The sequence below is a fragment of the Desulfurobacterium crinifex genome, from assembly GCF_054656775.1.
The window spans coordinates 499,758-520,423 of record NZ_BAAHXO010000004.1 but is presented as its reverse complement, the minus strand read 5'-3'; the positions used below and the strand labels follow the sequence as shown (position 1 = coordinate 520,423).

Annotated in this window: 21 protein-coding genes; 9 read left to right on the top strand and 12 right to left on the bottom strand. The window is 40.2% G+C overall.

Going from position 1 to position 20,666, the window contains the following annotated elements; all coding sequences use genetic code 11:
• Positions 1-369 precede the first annotated feature (369 nt).
• The 7 genes from ACYQ3A_RS04680 to murI all read right to left on the bottom strand — a co-directional run bounded on the left by ACYQ3A_RS04680 (position 370) and on the right by murI (position 3,747).
• On the bottom strand, positions 370-669 hold the full coding sequence (locus ACYQ3A_RS04680; protein WP_459895952.1) for an HU family DNA-binding protein: 300 nt from the start codon (positions 667-669) through the stop codon (positions 370-372).
• A gap of 76 nt (positions 670-745) precedes the next feature.
• On the bottom strand, positions 746-967 hold the full coding sequence (locus ACYQ3A_RS04675) for a DUF167 domain-containing protein (protein WP_459895951.1): 222 nt from the start codon (positions 965-967) through the stop codon (positions 746-748).
• Positions 924-1,427: a DivIVA domain-containing protein gene (locus ACYQ3A_RS04670; protein ID WP_459895950.1), complete on the bottom strand. Its 504-nt coding sequence runs from the start codon at positions 1,425-1,427 to the stop codon at positions 924-926. The genes ACYQ3A_RS04675 and ACYQ3A_RS04670 overlap by 44 nt, the downstream gene beginning before the upstream one ends.
• Before the next feature lie 2 nt (positions 1,428-1,429).
• A complete protein-coding gene (locus tag ACYQ3A_RS04665; protein WP_459895948.1) occupies positions 1,430-1,672 on the bottom strand; it encodes a YggT family protein in 243 nt (80 codons plus the stop codon).
• Positions 1,666-2,262 (bottom strand): RdgB/HAM1 family non-canonical purine NTP pyrophosphatase, encoded by a 597-nt coding sequence (rdgB, locus tag ACYQ3A_RS04660; RefSeq protein ID WP_459895947.1) that lies wholly within the window; start codon positions 2,260-2,262, stop codon positions 1,666-1,668. Before rdgB ends, ACYQ3A_RS04665 begins: the two co-directional genes overlap by 7 nt.
• Complete coding sequence (gene rph / locus ACYQ3A_RS04655) at positions 2,262-2,969, bottom strand: ribonuclease PH (RefSeq protein ID WP_459895946.1); 708 nt, start codon at positions 2,967-2,969, stop codon at positions 2,262-2,264. The genes rdgB and rph overlap by 1 nt, the downstream gene beginning before the upstream one ends.
• A complete protein-coding gene (murI, locus tag ACYQ3A_RS04650) occupies positions 2,956-3,747 on the bottom strand; it encodes a glutamate racemase (protein ID WP_459895945.1) in 792 nt (263 codons plus the stop codon). Before murI ends, rph begins: the two co-directional genes overlap by 14 nt.
• A gap of 69 nt (positions 3,748-3,816) precedes the next feature.
• Here murI and ACYQ3A_RS04645 point away from each other — a divergent pair, with 69 nt between their 5' ends.
• Genes ACYQ3A_RS04645 through pdxA form a run of 5 tightly spaced genes read left to right on the top strand, consistent with a single transcriptional unit; the run spans position 3,817 to position 9,088 of the window.
• Positions 3,817-5,970: a RelA/SpoT family protein gene (locus ACYQ3A_RS04645; protein ID WP_459895944.1), complete on the top strand. Its 2,154-nt coding sequence runs from the start codon at positions 3,817-3,819 to the stop codon at positions 5,968-5,970.
• A gap of 60 nt (positions 5,971-6,030) precedes the next feature.
• Complete coding sequence (gene clpP, locus ACYQ3A_RS04640) at positions 6,031-6,633, top strand: ATP-dependent Clp endopeptidase proteolytic subunit ClpP (RefSeq protein WP_459895943.1); 603 nt, start codon at positions 6,031-6,033, stop codon at positions 6,631-6,633.
• Between the two features lies 1 nt (position 6,634).
• Positions 6,635-7,900 carry a bifunctional 3,4-dihydroxy-2-butanone-4-phosphate synthase/GTP cyclohydrolase II gene (locus ACYQ3A_RS04635; RefSeq protein ID WP_459895942.1) on the top strand — a complete coding sequence of 422 codons (1,266 nt, stop codon included), beginning with the start codon at positions 6,635-6,637 and terminating at the stop codon, positions 7,898-7,900.
• Positions 7,872-8,162, top strand: coding sequence for a hypothetical protein (locus ACYQ3A_RS04630; RefSeq protein WP_459895941.1), 291 nt, complete (start codon positions 7,872-7,874; stop codon positions 8,160-8,162). Before ACYQ3A_RS04635 ends, ACYQ3A_RS04630 begins: the two co-directional genes overlap by 29 nt.
• Entirely contained in the window at positions 8,141-9,088 is a 948-nt protein-coding gene (gene pdxA / locus ACYQ3A_RS04625; RefSeq protein WP_459897431.1) for a 4-hydroxythreonine-4-phosphate dehydrogenase PdxA, read from the top strand. The genes ACYQ3A_RS04630 and pdxA overlap by 22 nt, the downstream gene beginning before the upstream one ends.
• 27 nt (positions 9,089-9,115) lie before the next feature.
• Here the strand turns inward: pdxA and ACYQ3A_RS04620 are convergent, their stop codons facing one another.
• The 3 genes from ACYQ3A_RS04620 to dxs form a co-directional block, all read right to left on the bottom strand.
• Entirely contained in the window at positions 9,116-10,144 is a 1,029-nt protein-coding gene (locus ACYQ3A_RS04620) for an ATP-binding protein (RefSeq protein ID WP_459895940.1), read from the bottom strand.
• A 215-nt stretch (positions 10,145-10,359) separates the two neighbouring features.
• A complete protein-coding gene (locus ACYQ3A_RS04615) occupies positions 10,360-11,640 on the bottom strand; it encodes a replication-associated recombination protein A (RefSeq protein ID WP_459895939.1) in 1,281 nt (426 codons plus the stop codon).
• Positions 11,641-11,655: 15 nt separating this feature from the next.
• Positions 11,656-13,530: a 1-deoxy-D-xylulose-5-phosphate synthase gene (dxs, locus tag ACYQ3A_RS04610; protein WP_459895938.1), complete on the bottom strand. Its 1,875-nt coding sequence runs from the start codon at positions 13,528-13,530 to the stop codon at positions 11,656-11,658.
• A 121-nt stretch (positions 13,531-13,651) separates the two neighbouring features.
• On the opposite strand from dxs, the gene ACYQ3A_RS04605 reads away from it, so the two are divergent.
• A complete protein-coding gene (locus ACYQ3A_RS04605) occupies positions 13,652-14,131 on the top strand; it encodes a DUF2062 domain-containing protein (RefSeq protein ID WP_459895937.1) in 480 nt (159 codons plus the stop codon).
• Between the two features lies 1 nt (position 14,132).
• On the opposite strand, the gene ACYQ3A_RS04600 is transcribed toward ACYQ3A_RS04605, so the two are convergent.
• Positions 14,133-14,972, bottom strand: a complete 840-nt coding sequence (locus tag ACYQ3A_RS04600) for a RecB family exonuclease (RefSeq protein WP_459895936.1) — start codon at positions 14,970-14,972, stop codon at positions 14,133-14,135.
• Between the two features lie 144 nt (positions 14,973-15,116).
• Positions 15,117-16,829: a proline--tRNA ligase gene (locus ACYQ3A_RS04595; RefSeq protein WP_459895934.1), complete on the bottom strand. Its 1,713-nt coding sequence runs from the start codon at positions 16,827-16,829 to the stop codon at positions 15,117-15,119.
• A 53-nt stretch (positions 16,830-16,882) separates the two neighbouring features.
• On the opposite strand from ACYQ3A_RS04595, the gene ACYQ3A_RS04590 reads away from it, so the two are divergent.
• The 3 genes from ACYQ3A_RS04590 (at position 16,883) to dnaN (ending at position 20,664) form a co-directional block, all read left to right on the top strand.
• Positions 16,883-17,947 (top strand): glycosyltransferase family 4 protein, encoded by a 1,065-nt coding sequence (locus ACYQ3A_RS04590; protein WP_459895933.1) that lies wholly within the window; start codon positions 16,883-16,885, stop codon positions 17,945-17,947.
• Between the two features lies 1 nt (position 17,948).
• The gene (dnaA, locus tag ACYQ3A_RS04585) at positions 17,949-19,304 is read left to right on the top strand and encodes a chromosomal replication initiator protein DnaA (protein ID WP_459895932.1); all 1,356 of its coding nucleotides are present in this window, start codon (positions 17,949-17,951) and stop codon (positions 19,302-19,304) included.
• Between the two features lie 262 nt (positions 19,305-19,566).
• Positions 19,567-20,664 carry a DNA polymerase III subunit beta gene (gene dnaN, locus ACYQ3A_RS04580; protein WP_459895931.1) on the top strand — a complete coding sequence of 366 codons (1,098 nt, stop codon included), beginning with the start codon at positions 19,567-19,569 and terminating at the stop codon, positions 20,662-20,664.
• The last annotated feature ends 2 nt before the right edge of the window (positions 20,665-20,666 follow it).

Below are 20,666 nucleotides of genomic sequence, written 5' to 3'. Positions count from 1 at the left end.
AGGAGGTTATCCCATTTCTCAAGCTTACACAAAATATCGTACACTACCAGAAATCTGGCTACACAGTGACACCCCGTAAGAGGACAGAAAAACTTCAGGTTGATGGAATAACCTTTTTCAGGTTCTCTCAAATCGAGGATCTAGATGAAGGTGAAAAAACTATATACGGTGACCCAGGAAACGGATTCATCATTTGAAAGTAAGAGTCAAGTTCCATGAAAAACTAAACGATAACACCGGTTATATAATTCATATCAGAAGTGACAGGGGAAGTAATGTAAAACTCTGGGACGCTCACATTGACTACAAGTCTGACTTAACTTTCTCTATTCTTTATAAATTAGGGGGAGGAAGCTCCCCCTTGCAGGTTTACTTCTTCTTTTTACCCTTTACAACCTTTTCTGTAGCGTCTTTAAGATCCTTACCAGGCTTGAAGGCAGGTGAGAGCTTGGCAGGAACTTCTACTTTCTCTCCTGTCCTTGGGTTTCTTGCAACCCTTGGAGCTCTCTCCTTCATCAGGAATGTACCGAAGCCTCTGATCTCTACTTTTTCTTCTTTTGCGAGAGCTTCTGTAACAACGTCGATAAATGCGTTAAGAGCTGCTTCGGCATCTTTCTTCCTGATGCCTGCCTTCTCAGCAATTGCCGCTACGAGATCACTCTTTGTCATGCCGCTCCCTCCTAATGGGTTTTAAGATAAAGTGTAGCAACGCTTAACAAGAAAATACTATTTTAGCCATTAGTTGTCAAGGGACTTCCGCAACTTCTACTCTTAATTTTTCTTGCAAAGTCGCCAAACTTGTCCCTTCAATTCTTACAAGTTTTATACGAGAAGTTTCTCCTCTTACAATTTCTATATTGCTTTTGGGAACTTTCAAAGCTTTAGAAAGTAACTCTACTACTTTCTGGTTTGCTTTCCCCCCTTCAGGTGGTACTGTCACCTTTATCTTCAGTCTCCCCTCTTCCACCTTCTCTATCTGGTTGCGAGAAGCCCTGGGTTGCACCTTCACTTCCAGTTCCAGTGCTTTTCCCTTTTTCTTTACCTGAAGCATTTGGCTTGATCTCCTCAATTATTCTTGTCATATCAAAAATTGCCAATTTAAGTCTATCAAACATCTTTTTCTGAGCCAGTTTAAGCTTTTCTATCTCTATCTCTATTTCTTTCTTCTGTTTTTCAAGCTCCTCTTTTTCCTCCATTTTCTTTTGAAGAATTTCTTCTATTCTTTTACGGGCTTTTTCCACCAGTTCTTCTGTTTTATATTCTGGAGTTTCTCTTCTGAGATCCTCAACTTCTTTCAAAAGATCCTGATATGCATTGGCAACTTCTATTAAAAAAGCTTCAACTTCATCTGGATCGTATCCAAACAGTTTTTTACTAAACTCTTTTGACCTTATCTCCTGTGGTTTTAATCTTTTTTCTTTTTTCATTTTTACAGTCCTCTGACGATACTATCTATTATCTGCAAAATGATTATAGCAACAATCGGACTTATATCTATCCCTCCAATCGGAGGAATCAATGCCCTTATTGGTTTCAGAATTTTGTCCGTCAGATTTATTACTTTCCAGATGAGCCTGTTTCTGCTGTGAGGGGGAACCCAGGTAAGAAGAGATCCAATTATGATAAACCACGTAAGAAACCCAATTAAAGTGTGAATCACCTCTTTCACCACTTCTTAATCTCCTCTATCAGCTTAACCAGTTTATCGATTGCTTTTCCTCTGTGACTAATTTTATTCTTTTCTTCAATAGGTATCTCTGCCATCGTCAGAGTATATCCTTCTGGAATAAAAAGTGGATCGTAGCCAAAACCACCATCACCCCGTGGTTCAACTATAACCTTTCCTCTTACCTCTCCTTCACTCCAGAGACCCTTTTTTTCAGGAAAAGCAAGAACTATAAATGAAACGTATCGTGCAGGAGATTCTGAAAGCCCTCTTTTCTTTAACTCCTCAATGAGCTTCCTGTTATTCATTTCATCTGTAGCATTCTCTCCAGCAAATCGAGAAGACCTAACTCCAGGAAGTCCTTGTAGAGCTTCAACTTCAAGTCCTGAATCCTCAGAAATTACAGGTTCACCGAGAGCTCTCGCATAATAAACAGCCTTCTGATACGCATTCTCTAAAAAAGTATCTCCCGTTTCCGACGGCTCCTCAATTTTTTTCACTTCATCTATGGGAATGACCTCTATTCCAGATTTTGAAAGTTTCTCCTGAAATTCCCTTAACTTACCTCTGTTCTTCGATGCAAAGATAATCCTCATCACTTTACTCCCAGAACTTCTTTCTGTTTAGAAATAAGCTCCATTATCCCTTTCTCTCCAACGGTAAGAAGTCTATCAAGATCATTCCTTGAAAACGGCTTGCCTTCAGCGGTTCCCTGGAGCTCTACAAACTCCTTAGCATCGTTCATCACAATATTCATATCAACTTCAGCCATAGAATCCTCTTCGTAGTTAAGGTCGAGGAAAAACTCTCCATCAACAATTCCTACACTCACAGCAGCAACAAAATTTTTGATAGCCTCAAGCTTCCCAACCTTCTCAAGAGCTCTGTAGAGAGCAACAAAAGCACCGGTTATTGAAGCAGTTCTTGTTCCACCATCTGCCTGGATAACATCACAATCTATCCAAACAGTTATCTCACCAAGAGCTCTTAGATCAACAGCACTTCTTACAGAACGACCTATGAGCCTTTGAATCTCCTGGGTTCTTCCCGTCAATCTCCCCTTTGCAGACTCCCTTACAGTTCTTGTAGCTGTAGCCCTTGGAAGCATTGAGTACTCAGCAGTTACCCATCCTTGTCCCGTTCCCTTCAAAAATGGAGGAATCTTTTCTTCAACAGATGCAGTACAGATAACTTTTGTATCACCGAACTCTATGAGACAGGAACCTTCCGCATGTTTTATGTAATCAAGGGTAATTTTCACCGGTCTCAGTTCATCCGGTTTCCTTCCATCACTCCTTATCAATTGAAACCTCCTCAATACTAATTCCACTTCCCATGATCATCTTCGCTATTCTCTCAAACCTTTCAGTTTTATCGCTGACAAAGATTCTTACCTCTCCTCTGCCACTTTTTCTTCTTGAAGGTAAAATCCTTGCCACTTCGTTTGCAACTGCCTCAGCCGAGTCTATCAGAGCAACATCTCCACACACTTTTGCCAGAACCTTCTTTATAAGAGGATAGTGTGTACAACCAAGAACAAGTGTATCTATTCCCTTCTCAAGAAGAGGTAATAGATAGCGTCTTGCGACTTCCAACGTAACAGGATCCTCAAGCCATCCCTCCTCAATAAGTGGAACAAATAGAGGACAGGCCTTTTCAAAAACATCTGAGAAGGGATTAATTGAAACGATCGCCTTTCTGTAAGCACCACTTCTTACTGTAGCTTCGGTTCCAATCACCCCTATCTTTCCAGATTTTGTTGATGAAACAGCAAGTTTCGCTCCAGGATTGACCACCCCGATAATCGGCACGTTGGAAAATTCACTCTTCAGAATTTCCAGAGCGTAAGAGGAAGATGTATTACATGCAACGACAACCATTTTAACATCAAAACTTCTCAAAAGTTTTGTATTCTCAATGCTATACCTAATTATCGTCTTTGGAGATTTTGTTCCGTAAGGAACTCTTGCTGTATCCCCAAAATAGATAAGATTTTCTGAAGGAAGTTTTTCTCTGAGGGCTTTTAGGACGGTAAGTCCTCCAACTCCTGAATCAAAGACGCCAATAGGTCTATCCGGCATTGCATCTCCTAAAGCTTTCGCTTTAATTTTAAATGGTTGTCTTTAAAATTTTTGAACGGGAAGATATAAATGAGAAGCTGTAAGGAAATTATAGAAAAAGTAAAGGAATACAGAGACTCTTTTGAAGAAGAACAAATCTGTAAAGCTTACGAATTTGCAAAGAAAAAACATGAAGGACAGTTCAGAAAATCTGGAGAACCTTACTTTACCCATCCAGCAGAGGTTGCCTACATATTGGCTGAACTCAGAATGGACGTTCCCACAATAATTGCTGGACTCCTTCATGATGTGGTTGAGGATACAGATACCACTGTTGAAGAAATTGAAAAGGAATTTGGAAAAGAGGTTGCTTTTATCGTTAAAGGAGTCACAAAGCTTGAAGGTTACCACTTTTCCAGTAAGGAAGAAAGGGATGCAGAAAGTTTTAGAAACCTTCTCATTTCCCTTGCAGAAGATATCAGAGTCCTGATAGTTAAACTCGCAGACAGACTCCACAACATGAGGACTATGGACAGCATGAAACCTGAAAGTCAGAAGAGAAACGCCAAGGAAACCCTTACCATTTACGCACCCTTAGCAAACAGACTTGGTATGTACAGGCTTAAAAATGAACTGGAAGACCTTTCACTCAAATACCTTGACCCAGAAACTTACAGGGAATTAGAGAGAAAAGTAAGAGAGAAGAAGAGGAAAATCCTTCCATACCTTGAGGAGATAATTGAAACAGTCAGAGAAAAATTGAAAGAGAACGGGCTAAAAGGCGATATTCAGTGGAGGCTTAAACATATATACGGCATTTACAGAAAAATGGTAACAAAGGGAATTCCCTTTGAAGAGGTCTATGACGTTGCTGGAATCAGGGTCATAACAGAAACAGTCGGTGACTGCTACCAGATACTTGGAATCATCCACAGTCTCTGGATTCCCGTTCCAGGAAGAATAAAGGACTACATAGCAACCCCAAAACCAAACATGTACCAGTCCCTCCACACAACTGTTGTAGGACCAAAAGGACAGTTTATTGAGTTTCAGATAAGAACCCACGAGATGCATCAGGTTGCCGAAATGGGAATCGCCGCCCACTGGAAGTATAAAGAGGGCGGTGGAGTTCTTACAGAGGCTGAGAAGGAAAGGTTCATCTGGCTGAGGAATCTACTTGAGTGGGTAAAAGAGGAGAAAAACTATCAAGAGTTTATTGAAACGGTAAGAAACGACCTCTACGGAGAAGACATCTATATTTTTACCCCAAAAGGCGATTTAAAGACTCTTCCTGTAGGTTCCACACCTGTGGATTTTGCCTATGCAATCCACACCTCAATAGGACACAGATGTAAGGCTGCAAAGGTAAACGGCAAGCTGGTTCCCCTTAACTACACCCTTCAAAGTGGAGATAAAGTAGAAATCATTACAGGCAACGAAGAGAGACCAAGTAGAGACTGGTTGACTTTTGTAAAAACTTCAAAGGCAAGGAATTCCATCAAAAACTTTCTGAGAAAAGAAGAAAACGAAAGGGCAAAGAAGTTAGGAGAAAGCCTTGTAGATAAAGTGATCAGAAAGTTATCAGACAAAAGTCTTAATTCAATCAGAGAAGAAGAGGATATTGAAAGCATCCTTAAATCTCTCGGATACTCCAACCTCGACTCAGCTTTAGCAGACGTTGGTTATGGAAAACTTGACGCTGAAAAGCTCGCAAGGAAACTTTTGAAACTTCCAGTTGAAACTGAGAAGAAAAAGAGAAAGAGGAAAAGAGCTGGCGACGTCAGCGGCATAAAGGTAGATGGAATAGACAACATCATGGTGTCCCTTGGAACCTGCTGTCATCCCCTACCAGGAGATAAAGTAATTGGGATAGTCAACTCAGGTAAAGGAATAGTAATTCACACTGCAAACTGTATAGTTGCAAAGCAGATAGCAGATAGTGCTCCAGGAAAAGTTGTAAAGGTTGACTTTCTTCCTTCAAATAATGTTTATAACGCAAAGATTAGAGTTTCTGTTGAGGACAAACCGGGAATGCTGGCAAACATCTCTTCAGCAATTGCCAAACTGAAAATTAACATTGCATCCGTTCAGGCAAGAAGCATCTCTGGAAGGGCAATATTAGATTTTATTGTTCAAGTCAAAAGCAGAGACGAGCTCCAGAAAGTCATCTACACGATAAAAAACGTCAAAGGAGTACTAACAGTAAAGAGAATTCATAGGGAAAAAGTTCAAAAAGTTACATAGATTGAAAATAAAATTACCAATAACTATCTTTAAAGTCCAGAAAAGCCTGGAGGAAAAATTATGGAAGAGATTCTCAACCAGTTCGTTCCTATAGTAATAGAGCAAACAGGAAGAGGCGAAAGAGCTTATGACATCTACTCAAGGCTCCTAAAAGACAGGATTATCATGCTGGGAACACCCATTGATGACCACGTAGCAAACCTCATAGTTGCCCAGCTACTTTTCCTTGAAGCAGAAGACCCTGAAAAAGACATATACCTGTACATAAACAGCCCTGGTGGCGTCGTAACCGCAGGACTTGCCATCTATGACACAATGCAGTACATAAAACCTGACGTTGTAACCATCTGTATGGGACAAGCAGCAAGTATGGGAGCGGTCCTCCTTGCAGCCGGTGCGAAAGGAAAGAGATTTGCACTTCCCCACTCAAGGATAATGATCCACCAGCCTCTTGGAGGATTTCAGGGACAGGCAACAGATATCGAAATACACGCAAAAGAGATTCTGAGACTCAAGAAAATGCTAAACGAAATCCTTTCAAAGCACACGGGACAATCCCTCAGGAAAATTGAAAAAGACACAGAAAGGGATTACTTCATGAGTGCTGAAGAAGCAATGAAATATGGACTAATTGACAAAGTCCTTACTAGAAGAGGAGAGTAAGTTGGTAAAGGGAAGATTCCCCTTAGATAGAGTAGAAGAAGCGATAGAGGATATCAGACAGGGAAAAATGGTGGTCGTTGTTGACGACCCCAACAGGGAAAACGAAGGCGATTTAGTTATTGCCGCGGAAAAGGTAACGCCAGAAGCGATAAACTTCATGGCAAAGTATGGAAGAGGCTTGATATGCCTCGCCCTGACAGAAGAAAGATTCGATGAACTGGAAATAGAGCCAATGACTCCCCGTCCATCTGACCCAAAGGAAACAGCTTTTGGGGTCTCAATAGATGCCCATCCAAAGTTTGGAACAACAACAGGAATTTCAGCCTATGACAGAGCCATTACGATAAAGAGAGCTATAGATCCTGAGGCAAAACCGGAAGACTTTGTCAAACCCGGTCATGTTTTCCCTCTAAGAGCAAGGAAGGGTGGCGTATTAAAAAGATCTGGACATACTGAAGCTGCTGTCGACCTTGCAAGGCTTGCGGGACTCTATCCAGCAGGAGTCATCTGCGAGATAATGGACGAAGACGGCACAATGATGCGCCTTCCCAAACTTATAGACTATGCAAGAAAGCATGGATTAAAAATAATAAGCATCGCAGATCTCATCGAGTACAGGATGAAGAGCGAAAGCCTCATAAGGCGTGAGGCTGAGGCAAACTTACCTACCCCTTACGGCATGTGGAAGATTTATGCCTATACATCCCTTGTTGACAATAAAGAACACGTTGCCCTTGTGATGGGAGAAATAAAGGAAAACGAACCTGTTCTTGTAAGGGTTCACTCTGAATGCTTAACTGGAGACGTTTTTGGCTCTCTCAAGTGTGACTGCCGCTCTCAGCTCCACAAGGCGATGGAGATGATCTCAAAAGAAGGAAAAGGTATTATCGTTTACCTGAGACAGGAAGGAAGAGGTATAGGGCTTGTCAACAAAATAAAGGCTTATCACCTTCAGGATCACGGATTTGACACAGTTGAGGCAAATAAAAAACTTGGATTTCCGCCAGATATGAGAAACTTTGGAATTGGAGCTCAAATTCTGAGAGACATAGGCGTTAAAAAAATGAGATTGATAACAAACAACCCTAAGAAGCTGGTAGGACTTGAAGGTTATGGACTTGAAATCGTTGAGAGAGTCCCAATAGAGGTCGGCATTTGCAAATACAATATTAACTATCTCAAAACAAAAAAGGAAAAACTGGGACATTTGCTAAACTTAGTAGAAAAAGGAGGAAAAAATGGAGGAGATGAATCCCAAAATCAATGAAGACATAAAAAAAGAAGTTGAGAACATTACATCTGCAATTTCAAATCTTGTTAATAATCTTGTAAAAAATTACGAGGAGAAAATCTCTGAGCTTGAAGCAAGATGTGAGGAGCTGGAACAGGAGAATATTGAACTCAAGTACAAACTGAGACAGCTCAGCAACGACCTTAAGAACCTCAGTGAAAAGATTGCTTCTGAATTTTTAAAAAGAGCTGAATCTGCTCTCCAGGAGGTTGAAAAATACAACCAGCAATCGGAATAACCATTGGAGATCCTGCTGGCGTAGGGAGCGAAATCCTCCTAAAATCCCTTTCTTTCCTTCGCTCCCTCAATATCCCGTTTTTCATCTATGGTTCTAAAAGTATCCTAAACTTTTATTCAAATTTACTGGAAATTCCTGCTGATATTGAAGAAATAAACTCTCCCGATAGATCAAAAACTGGTGTATACCTGATAAATGTCTTAAATCAAGTTTCATTTGAAGTCGGCGAAGTTTCTAAGGAAGCTGGAAGGGCTCAAATTGCCTTTTTAGAAAGAGCCGTAGAAGATGCAAAAAAAGGTTTAATAGATGCCATAGTAACCCTTCCAATAAATAAAGAATCTGCAAGGCTTGGAGGGTTTACCTTCCCAGGACATACAGAGTATCTGGCTCATGCTTTCAAAGTTCCCGAATTTGCAATGATGCTGGCAAACGAAAAGTTAAAAGTGGTTCTCCTCACAACCCATGTAGCTTTAAAAGATGTACCCAAGCTCATCTCAAAAGAAAAAATCCTCTCAAAACTAAGGCTAATCCATAAATCCCTACGCTCACCCAAAATAGCCGTTGCAGCACTAAACCCTCACGCTGGAGAGAATGGACTGTTCGGAGATGAAGAGATAAAAATAATCAATCCGGCAGTTGAAGAGGCAAAAAAAGAAGGGATAAACGTAGCGGGAGCAATCTCTTCAGATACTGTCTTTGTGAGAGCTGTGAAGGGAGAGTTTGACGTTGTCCTCTGTATGTACCACGACCAAGGACTAATTCCAATTAAACTCTTAGGATTTGGAAACTCTGTAAACGTAACACTTGGGCTTCCAGTAGTAAGAACTTCTGTTGACCACGGAACAGCTTACGACATAGCCGGAAAGGGTTTGGCAAATCCCGAAAGCTTTAAAACAGCCGTTAAAGTGGCACTGGAGCTTTTATAAAATACTTAACTACTAGCAATTTTTTTCTTAGTTCTTTTTAATCACCTTTCTATAATATTCACTGCAAAGATTCCTAAGTTCTTCTTCTGCAAGTTTTGAAAGTTCCTCTCTCAATTTTTCTAAAGCATATTTGGAAAATTTATGTATTCTACTATATTTTCCAGCTTGAATTTCTATATGATAACGTTTATTTCCCTTCAAATTTAACTTCCAAACTAAAGCCCTAACATCTAACTGTTTTACATTCAATTCCTCAGCCAGCTGCTTTTGTAAATAAGGATAATCCTTATTAGGATCTAAATCCGGAACAACAACACCATTCATATACTTAATTTCACCCACTAATTTTAGAGTAGGTTCTCCTTCCGTTTCAGAAAATCTTCCTTCTTCAATAAACTTTACATTTTCCCTAAGCTCATCGAGTAAAGCTTTATCAATTATAATCTGTTTATCTGCTAACCTTACTGTGTTTATACTTCCGCTCAGCAAATCTATTAAGGCAACGTTTTGAGGACCAATTTTAGCAATACGTTCTATATGCTTCATCCAATATTGACGTTCTTTTTCTCTATACTCTTCTATAATTTTCTTAAGTTCTGGATATTCTATTTTCCTTGTTTGCCCTCTATAACGATGGTAAATTTCTCCTGACTTTAAACCTTTATCATTACTTTTTCTACATACAACAGGTTTTTCACTGGATTCTTCAACATAAATATACCCAAAAGATTTCCCCTGAACATCGATAATCCCCATCTTCCATTTAATCTCTGGAGAAAAATATTCAATTAGAAAATCCGTTATTCTCTCCTGCTTGATTTCATTAAACTTTTCTCTATTTATTCCAATCGGTATTCTCGGACCATCCTTTATCCCAAAAACGATATATCCTCCCTTATTATTAGCAAATGCCACCATTGTTTTTGCATACTTAACCAAATTAGAAAAACTAAAATTTTCCTTAAATTCAATTACTGAACTTTCTCTGTGTTTCAAATATCCTTTGCTATCAAGATCATTCAAAATTTCATAAAGACTTAACATTTCCCTCCCCAAACGTCTCCTCCAGAATACTTATTTTTATCTCTTTAAGGTAATTTCTTTGATGATATATCTTTCCTTTTATATTACCAAGATTTTGCTACAAAATGTAATCAGGTCTTAAAGCTTTTTTCCTGTTTCCAAACCTATTTGTTATCTTTTTTCGGCTATCCTTAATTCCAATTGTATTAAATCTTCCGACAAACCTACATCATGTAGCTTAAGATCTATTAGCTTTGATCTCTTTTTTTCTCTCCTCTCATCCACTTAACCCAATCTTCTAATTGTTTTTCAAAACCTATGCCTTCGCTTTCGTAGTACTTTCTTTTTTCAGAAAGGTATTCCTGTTTAACCCAATGGCGAGGATAGTCGTGAGGATACTTGTAACCAACTCCCCGGCCTGTCTCCTTAGCTCCTTTATAGTGGCTATCTCTTAGATGCATTGGAACAGGAAGATCAACTCCCAATTCAACATCACTCATTGCTTTTTTTATTGCCCTGTAAACAGCATTAGATTTGGGACTCATGGAGAGGTAAATTGTCGCCTGGGCAAGGGTTAAAGCTGCTTCTGGCATACCAATTTTCTGAACTACATCCATTGTAGCATGAGTTATAAGAAGTGCCTCTGGATTGGCATTTCCTATATCTTCCGAAGCAAGAATTACAAGCCTTCTGGCGATAAAGGCTGGATCCTCACCGCCAACGAGCATCTTTGCAAGGTAGTAAAGAGCTGCATCCGGATCACTCCCACGAATTGATTTTATGAACGCAGAAATAACATCGTAATGATCATCACCTTTTCCGTAGTGGATGGCTGCCTTCCCTGTTACCTCCTCCGCAAGCTGAATATCAGGCTCTTTGCCTCCAGAAAGGGTGTGGAGCTCCTCAATGTAAGTCAAAAACTTCCTTCCATCCCCAGCTGAAACTCTGATGAGATGGTTCAAAACATCCTCAGGTAACTTAAATCCTGGAAGCCCCCTCCGGTCAGTTGTTGCCATTTCATAGAGTTTCCTTAAGTCATTATCAGAAAGAGGCTTAAACTCATAAAGCTTTACCCTTGAACGGAGAGCAGGAACAATGGAAAAAAAGGGATTTTCAGTAGAAGCACCTATCAAAACAACATTTCCCGCCTCAAGGTCTGGAAGAAGAGCATCCTGCTGAACTTTGTTAAACCTATGTATTTCATCGATAAAAAGGATTGTCCTTTTACCAAGGTTGAAGTTTTTTCTCCCTATCTCAAGAGCCTTTCTGATATCCTGAATGGTGGAAGTAACAGCGTTCAGTTCTACAAACTCAGACTTTGTTAACTTAGATATCAACCTTGCAAGCGTTGTTTTCCCTGTTCCCGGAGGACCCCAGAAAATGGAAGAGAATAGCTTATCCCTCTCTATTAGCTTTCTTAAAGGTTTCCCTTTCCCTGTTATATGTTCCTGACCAATAAACTGGTCGAGGGTCTCCGGAATAAGCCTGTATGGTAAAGGTCTCTTCTTGCTCGAAAAGAGAGTCTCCATGGTTCACACTTTAACCTAACTTCCCTTAGAAAAGGAAAAACTGTGGGAGGTTTTAAATAATTTAATCACCGTCTCCTTTATACCTTCCGAGTCTATCCCAACGATATGTCTCAACAGATTCTGGTCTCCATGCTCTACAAACTGGTCTGGAAGACCAAGGTTAACGACTCTACCCTGATACCAAGGAGAGAGAAACTCATCAACAGCAGAACCAAAGCCACCCTTTATAGCGTTCTCCTCAACTGTCAGAATCAAATCGTGTTCCTTAGCCAACTTAGTAAGGAGCTCCTCATCAAGAGGTTTTATAAACCTTGCATTAACAACAGTTACTGAAATCCCCTCCCTTTCCAGCTCTTCTGCTGCTTTAATAGCCTGATAAACAGTCCAGCCCGTTGCAAGAATGGCCAGATTCTTCCCTCTCTTTAAAATTTCCCAAGTACCAATTGGAATTTCACGGAGAGGTTCTCTTACTGGAACTCCGTAGCCTCTACCTCTCGGATAACGAACAGCAAAGGGTTTATCAGATTTAATTGCCGTGTAGAGTAAATGCCTAAGTTCCTCTTCATCCTTTGGAGCTGCAACAACCATGTTTGGAACAGTCCTCAAATAAGAAAGATCAAAAGCCCCGTGGTGAGTTGCTCCATCCTCTCCGACAAGCCCTGCTCTATCTATTGCAAAAACTACTGGGAGCTCTTGAAGAGCTACATCATGAACTATCTGATCAAAAGCTCTCTGTAAGAATGTCGAGTATATTGCAACTACAGGCTTTAATCCTTTCTTTGCCATGCCCGCTGCAAATGTAACAGCATGTTGCTCTGCTATCCCAACGTCAAAATACCTCTCTGGAAACTCATCCCTAAACCTATCAAGTCCTGTCCCTGATGGCATTGCAGCAGTAATAGCAACAACATCTTTATTCTCTTTTGCAATTTCCACCAGTGTTTTTGAGAAAACCTCTGTATAGGTTGGTGGTTGATTTTCCAATTTCGGCTTTTTAGGAGAAACACCGTGAAATTTTTCCGGTTTCTCCTCAGCCGGCTCGTATCCCTTTCCCTTTTTTGTTATAACGTGAACCAGAGTAGGACCTTTCATCTTTGAAACGTTGCTCAGAGTAACAACCAATGTATCAATGTCATGACCATCTATTGGCCCAACATATCTAAATCCCAACTCCTCAAATAGCATTCCTGGTGGAAATAGTCCTTTAACTATTAAATCTTCAACTCTCTTGAGACCTTTATAAACTCTCTCCCCAAATACTTTTTTTGTTACTTCTTCAAGACGATGTTTTGCTTTTCTTAAACTTTCGCCTGTTGTTACTTTTGTCAGATAATTTGAAATTGCTCCGATATTCTTTGAAATAGACATCTCATTATCGTTGAGGATAACAATAAGATCCTCTCCAAGCTGACCAGCATTATTCAAGCCCTCATAAGCTTCACCGGCAGTTAAAGCTCCATCTCCAATAACAGCTATAACGTGCCCCTCTTCACCTTTTAGTTTCTTGCCAATTCTTATACCAAGAGCAGCAGAAATAGATGTACTGCTGTGACCCGTTCCAAAAGCATCGTATGAACTTTCTTTAATCGATGGGAAACCAGCAATGCCGCCGTACTGTCTTAGAGTGTGAAACTTTTCTCTTCTTTCGGTCAGTATTTTGTAAGGATAGGATTGATGTCCAACGTCCCAGACAATTTCATCTTTTGGCGGTGAAAAGACTTTCAGAAGAGCAATTGTAAGTTCAACAACTCCAAGGGAAGAAGCAAGGTGTCCGCCTGTTTTTGTCACAACATCTACTATGAATTTTCTTATTTCTTCAGCTAACTGTTTGAGTTCCTCCGTAGAGAGTTTCTTGATATCCTCTGGCGAACCTACCTTCTCTAAGAGCAATTTACCTCCTTAAAAGAGAAAAGTCTCCATTTTTGTGAATTTTAGTATAAGTCAATCATAATTCAATAATGAAAACTCTACTTGCCAAAAGATACCAAAATATTGTAGTATTTAGCATGTTATGAAAAACAGGATAAAAAAAGCTTTATCCATCCGTTTTTACATAAAGAAACTTATGGAATTAAAGGACAGACCTGACGAGACAGCCAAAGGTCTTGCTCTTGGTGTTTTTATTGGTTTTCTACCCGTTAATGGATTTCAGGTTCTCATAGCTGTTACAATAGCAACTCTTACACGGGTAAGCAAAGTTGCTGCTGCAATAGGAACTCACGTCACAAATCCCTGGACTACAATTCCTATTCTCATAATAGACTATTACGTTGGATGTTTTCTCATCGGAAAGAAACCGTGCTTTCCTCACGTTGATCTCAGCTCACTTCAGAGCATCATTTCCTGCGGAAAAGAGATTATCGTTCCCATGTTTGTAGGTGGAGCATTTTTAGGAGCAATTTTCTCTGTTCTTTCCTACTTTGGAATTAAGAAACTTCTGAAAAAAGAAGTAAATACAATCAAAAATTACGTCAAAAAGGTAGCTAAATAGATTAATAGCTTGCCATTTTGCATATATGCCTGAAATCGCACCAGCGACAGTTGGTTTCGCAAGGAGAGGGAACAAGATCTTCAAAACTTTTCCCTACAAACTCCTCTTCGAGGGTCTCAATTACAGGTAAAAGTTTAATTCTAAAAGCTTTTAAGTCATTCTCAGTAAAAATGAGACGACTAACCGTCCCATACCTTACATTGTGAATTTCAAGGGCAAATCTTCTAAACTCTGGGAATCTTACACTGGCCAGAAGGGCATACCATCTAAGCTGAGTTTTGATCTTGTTGTTGAATTCTCTGCTTCTGTTGGTTTTATGGTCAACTATGTAGAGAGTGTCTCCCTTTGAAAAGACAAAGTCAAGCTTCCCTCTAAGAAAAGCTTTTTCTGAGCTGAAATCTGAAAGAACGTTAAAGTCTCTATCAACAGCAAGTTCCATCTCTGAAGCAATAATCTTGCTCTCAGAAACCCTCTTTAGCTGTCCATTTACATATCTCAAAATGTTTGGAAAAAACTCAACAATCTTTTCGAGCTTAGCCAGAGGCTCCTCTTTCTTGAAATTCTCCGCAAAGTAGAACAACAAGTCTTTATTGAGAGGTCTTTCCCTCTTAAAAGCTACTTTTAATGCATTTTCAAGAACAAAGTGAACTCCACTTCCAAGAATAAGGAAATCAGCCTTTTCAATGGGCTTTCTCTTCTCAACGTAGTTCCAGTAAAACTCGTACTGGCACCTTTTTGCTTTTTGAACCTTTGAAAACGACCAGGGTCTAAGGTGTTTTAGCTCAACCATAGGTTTAATATCAGTATTAAACGTTTCTTTTGAAAAAATAAAATTACCCATCTATATCCAACTCCTCAAAAACCTCTTCTGCTTTATAAACCTCAATATAGATTTAAAATCTCATAAAAGGGGGAATAGATCAGTTCCCCCTTGGTAAAGAGAGCATTGGAAACTTAAAAAAGCAATTTCTGGATACACCACCCTTTAACCCTCTATTAATTCCTTTACCTTATTAACCACTTTCTCTACCGGGACCTCAAACCTTTCTCCGCTCTTCCTAACTTTTATCTCAACAATTCCCTCTTTAGCTTTCTTTCCTACCACTACCTGGTAAGGAATACCTATCAGATCTGCATCCTTAAACTTGAATCCAGGACGGGCGTTCCTATCATCAATGATAACGTCAAAACCAGCCATCAAAAACTCGTCGTAAATCTTCTCTGCAGTTTCAACTATCTCCTCTTTTTTAACATTAACAGGAATGACTATTACTTCAAAAGGTGCAATCTCAACAGGCCAGATGATACCGTTCTCATCGTAGTTCTGCTCCACTGCCGCAGCCATTACTCTTGTTACACCAATTCCGTAGCATCCCATAACCATCGGTTTTTCTTTTCCATCCTCATCAACAAATGTGGCATTCATAGCTTCACTGTACTTGGTGCCCAGCTTGAAGATATGGCCAACCTCTATTCCTCTCTTTTCAGTCAGTGGAGCTCCACATTTAGGACAGGGATCTCCCCCTTTAACCTCTGCAATGTCCACAAATTCTTTAACCTCAAAATCTCTGCCCCAGTTTACGTTTTTGATGTGGTAATCTTCCTCTCCAGCACCAGCAACGAAGTTAACCATTGGAATAACCGAATAATCTGCATAAACAGGAATCCTTAAACCTATCGGGGAAAGGAATCCCTTTGGTTGACCGGTAAACTTCTCTATCTCTTCATCGGTCGCAAGTTTTACATCTTTCCCTCTGAATACCTGTTTCAGCTTTGTCTCCTCAACTTCCTTGTCACCCCTTATTGCAATAGCAACAGGCTCACCATCAACTACATAAACAAGAAGCTTTAAGATCTTCTCAGGCGGAAATTCATCTCTACTTAAGAACTCTGACACCTCCTCAATCCTTTTAACACCCGGAGTGTGAACTTTTTCTATCTCCTTAAATTTTCCTTCTCTATTCTCAGGAATTTCTGGTTTTCTCTGCTCAGCCTTTTCAGTACTCGCTGCATAACCACATTTTTCACAATAAACAAGTTTTCCTTCCCCTGTATCGGCTATAACCATGAACTCGTGGGAGAATTTTCCGCCAATCTCCCCGGTATCTGCTTCAACCGCCTTAAATACAAGTCCCATCCTCTCAAAAATCCTTGAGTAAGTCTCGTACATGTTCCAGTACTCTCTTTCTGCATCCTCATCAGAAGCGTGGAAAGAGTAAGCATCCTTCATTATGAATTCTCTTGCTCTCATAAGACCAAAACGGGGACGAATCTCGTCTCTGAACTTCCTTCCAATCTGATAAAGGTTGAGAGGAAGATCCTTGTAGGATTTAACCTCCTTTCTAACAAGATCTGTAATCATCTCCTCAGCTGTGGGACCAAGGGCGTAATCCCTCTCATGCCTGTCCTTAAACTTGATCATCTCCTTTCCATATACGTCCCATCTGCCGCTCTCAACCCAGAGTTCCGCTGGATGCATAATCGGCAAGATAACTTCCTGCGCTCCAGCTCTGTTCATCTCCTCTCTAATAATCTTCTCTATCTTCAAAAGAACTCTAACTCCAAGAGGTAGAATATCGTAAAGTCCTGAAGCTTTTTTTCTTATAAAACCAGCACGAACCAACAACTTATGACTCGGAATTTCTGCATCAGCCGGAGATTCTTTCATTGTAGGTATAAATGCCCTTGAAAATCTCATGACTCCTCCGTAATTTTTGGCTTGCTCTAAATTTAGGTCACAGGAAAACAGCTATGAGAATTCTACACGTTGACACAGAGAAAGGTTGGAGAGGCGGAGAACAGCAACTTTTCTATCTCGTCAAAGGCTTACTGGAAAAAGGAATAGAATCGGTTGTTGCATGCAGAAAAGGAGATGAGCTTGAAAAACGTTGCCAGGAAGCAGGAATAGAAACTATTCCTCTCTCGGGAAACCAGACAGCAGATATTTTTAGACTGGGAGCGATAGGCAAAAAGTTTGACATAATCCACGCTCACGCAGCAAAAGCCCATACAATTTCTGCTTTTTCAAAGAAGTTTCATAAAAAACCCGTTATCTACACAAGAAGGGTCGATTACTCACCTAAAAAGAATAGGCTAACGATCCTAAAGTATAGACTAACTGATAAAATCGTTGCAGTCTCAAACCGCGTCTCTGAAATACTCCAGGAGTCTCTCAATTTGCCTTCAGACAGAATAAAAGTCATCCACTCTGTTGCGGACATTGAAATTGAAAAAAAAGTGGACTTCAAAAAGGTAAAAAAGATAAGAGAAGAAATTGGTGGCAACCCTCTAATTGGAACAGCAGCTGCCCTAACAGAACAGAAAAATATTCCAAACTTCATAGAAGCAGCCAAAATTCTGATCAAAAAATATCCTGAAGCAAAGTTTGTAGTTGCCGGTGAAGGTGAACTCAGAGAGGAACTCCAGTCACTTATAAACAGACTCAATCTCCAGGAGAAGTTCAAACTCATAGGATTTAAAAGAGATATCTACAACTACATAAAAGCCTTTGATTTGTTTGTACTACCCTCGGATAATGAAGGATTCAGTGGCTCTCTCTTAAATGCGATGCTGCTGAAGGTACCGGTAGTATCTACAGATGCAGGAGGAGCAAGAGAAGTAATAGTTAACGGGGAAACAGGCATCCTTGTTCCACGAAGAAATCCTCAGGCTCTTGCAGCCGGAGTTTCAAGGCTTTTAGAGGATGAAGAGCTCAAAAGTGCAGTTGTTCTAAATGCTTACAGAAAGGTTGTGGATAACTTCTCAGTTGCTAAAATGGTAAGTGCATATATAGACACTTACGGGGAGGTAGTTTAAAGTGGATGCTTTGTGGGATAAGTGTCTCAACGAAATAAAAAAAGAGATAAAGCCACAGCTCTTTAAAACAATGTTCAAAGACTTAAAGCTTGTATCCGTTGATTCAAAAACCCTGAAAATAAAAGCCAAGGATAGAATCGTAAAAGAGTACTTAGAAAAGAACTACCTCCCCCTCATTAAAGAAATTGCTTCAAAGGAGTTTGGAAAATATCTTGAGGTTAAGATTCTACTACCGGAGGAAGTTCACAAACCCCTTCAGCTAGAGCTCAACCTCTTCAAAGGTCAGGAAAAGAAAGAGAAAATCGAATCAAACCTAAATCCAAAGTATACTTTTGAAAACTTTGTTGTCGGTGCAAGCAACCAGTTTGCCCACGCCGCTGCAATAGCCGTAGCGGAAAATCCCGGAAGGGCGTATAACCCACTCTTCATTTATGGAGGTGTGGGGCTTGGGAAAACCCACCTGATGCAGGCAATTGGAAATTTCATAAAAAACACAACCCCATCAAAAACAGTTGTTTATGTAACAACAGAAAGCTTTATGAACGACCTCATCGACGCCCTGAGAAATGACAGAATGGCCCAATTCAGGGAAAAGTACAGAACTGTTGACGTTCTCCTCATAGACGACATCCAGTTCATCAGCGGCAAAGATAGAACCCAGATAGAGTTCTTCCACACGTTTAATGCCCTTTACGATGCCGGTAAACAGGTTGTTCTGACAAGCGATAGACCTCCAAAGGATATTCCCATGCTCACCGAAAGGCTCAGAAGCCGCTTTGAGTGGGGATTGATTGCAGATATACAGCCTCCAGATTTTGAAACAAGAATTGCAATACTGAGAAGAAAAGCAGAGGCAGAAGGAATAGACATAGACGACAACGTTTTAAAGCTGATAGCAACAATTATAAAATCAAACATCAGACAGCTTGAAGGAACTCTCATAAAGCTGAAGGCAAAGGCAAACCTTGAAGGAAGACCGATTGATGAAGACCTTGTAAGAGCTATGTTCAGTATAGATAGTTCCGTAAAGGTCGAAAGTCCTTCCAGATCAGACGTTCCAATAGACGAGATAAAGAGACTCGTCTGTGAAAAATTCGGAGTCGAGATCGAACAGATAGAGGGCTCTTCAAGAAAGAAACAAATAGCCCTCGCAAGACAGGTAGCGATGTATCTGGCAAGGAAATTTGGAAACTTCTCATTCCCGAAGATAGCTTCAGCCTTCAACAGGGATGACCACACAACAGTGATGCACGCAGTTAACAAGATTGAAAATCTCAGGAAGGAAAACCACGAGATTAATCAGATCCTTCTGGAGTTGGAATCACAGATGAACACACTCCTGAGTAGCCCAAGATAAGTTATCCACATATACTGTGGATAACTTATGTGGACAACTTTGTGGACAACCTCCTCACATGTGGATAAACAACAAAAATCTGTACTTATCCACAAAAATAATCACAGACTGTGGATAAGTGCAGACTTATCCACAGGTTTATCCACAATCTTACCCACACCTTTTGGAGAGAATATTATAGAATAAAAGTGTCTGGAATACCTCTGAACTTTTTTTGTGCACTTTACTATTACTATGAATAGTAAAAGAAGGGAGGAGTAAAATGAAAATTAGAATTAGTAAGGATAAAATCAGAGAGGCTGTGAAAAAAGTTGTTTCTGCTGCAGATAAGAGAGGAAACATTCCTATACTCTCGAATATCCTTCTGGAAGCTGATGACAACATTTTGAGGCTTACTGCGACAAACCTTGAAATTGGAGTTTCTACACTTATCGATTGTGAGGTAGTTGAGTCTGGCAGGACCACGATAAATGCCCAAAAGGCAGCAAAGTTATTTTCCAGCCTTACTGGAGAAGAATTTGAAGTTGAAACAGACGACAACAGATTAATAGTTAAATCAGCCAACTCCCGCTTCTCTCTTGCAACCCTTTCTCCGGACGAATTTCCAGAAGTTGAGTTTCCAGAAAGCTTTGGAGTGAAATTGCTTTCCTCAGACGTCGATAGGGCAATAAAGAAGGTTTCTTATGCTGTCAGCAAGGATGAAGCCCGTTACATTCTTACCGGTGTTTATTTTTGTTCCTTAGGGGACAGAATACATGCTGTTGCTACAGATGGTCACAGGTTAGCTCTCTACGAAATGAAAGCTGAAGCTGAAGAGTTTTCAGCAATTATTCCGAGGAGATCTCTTGCGGAGCTCAGAAAACTTCTCAGAGAAAGCGATGAAGTTGAATTCCTTGGAAAAGAGAACAAAATCTTCTTCCGTGTTGGAGATACGCTCCTCTGGAGCTCTGTAATAGAGGGAGAGTATCCAGACTATATGGCCGTTATTCCGGAAGATAATCCCCTTAAGTGTGTGTCAGGTAGGGATGAGCTTGTAAATGCTCTCAAAGAGGTTTCTGTTATCTACGATAAAGAAGAGGTTAGAGCTGTCATTATTAACATAACGCCGGGAAATATGAAGTTGACTGCAAAGAAGATGGATATTGATTCTGCTTCTGAAGAAGCAGAGGTGAACATTCCGGTTGAGTACAACGGAGAAGAGTTTGAGATAGGCTTCAACATTAACCATCTTCTTGAATCTATTTCTTCTTTTGATGGTGATACCATTAAAATACTGATGGACCAGCCCATATCTCCGGTTTTAATTGTTTCCGACGAGGAACCTGAGCTGAAGAACGTAATAATGCCCATGAAGGTGTGATT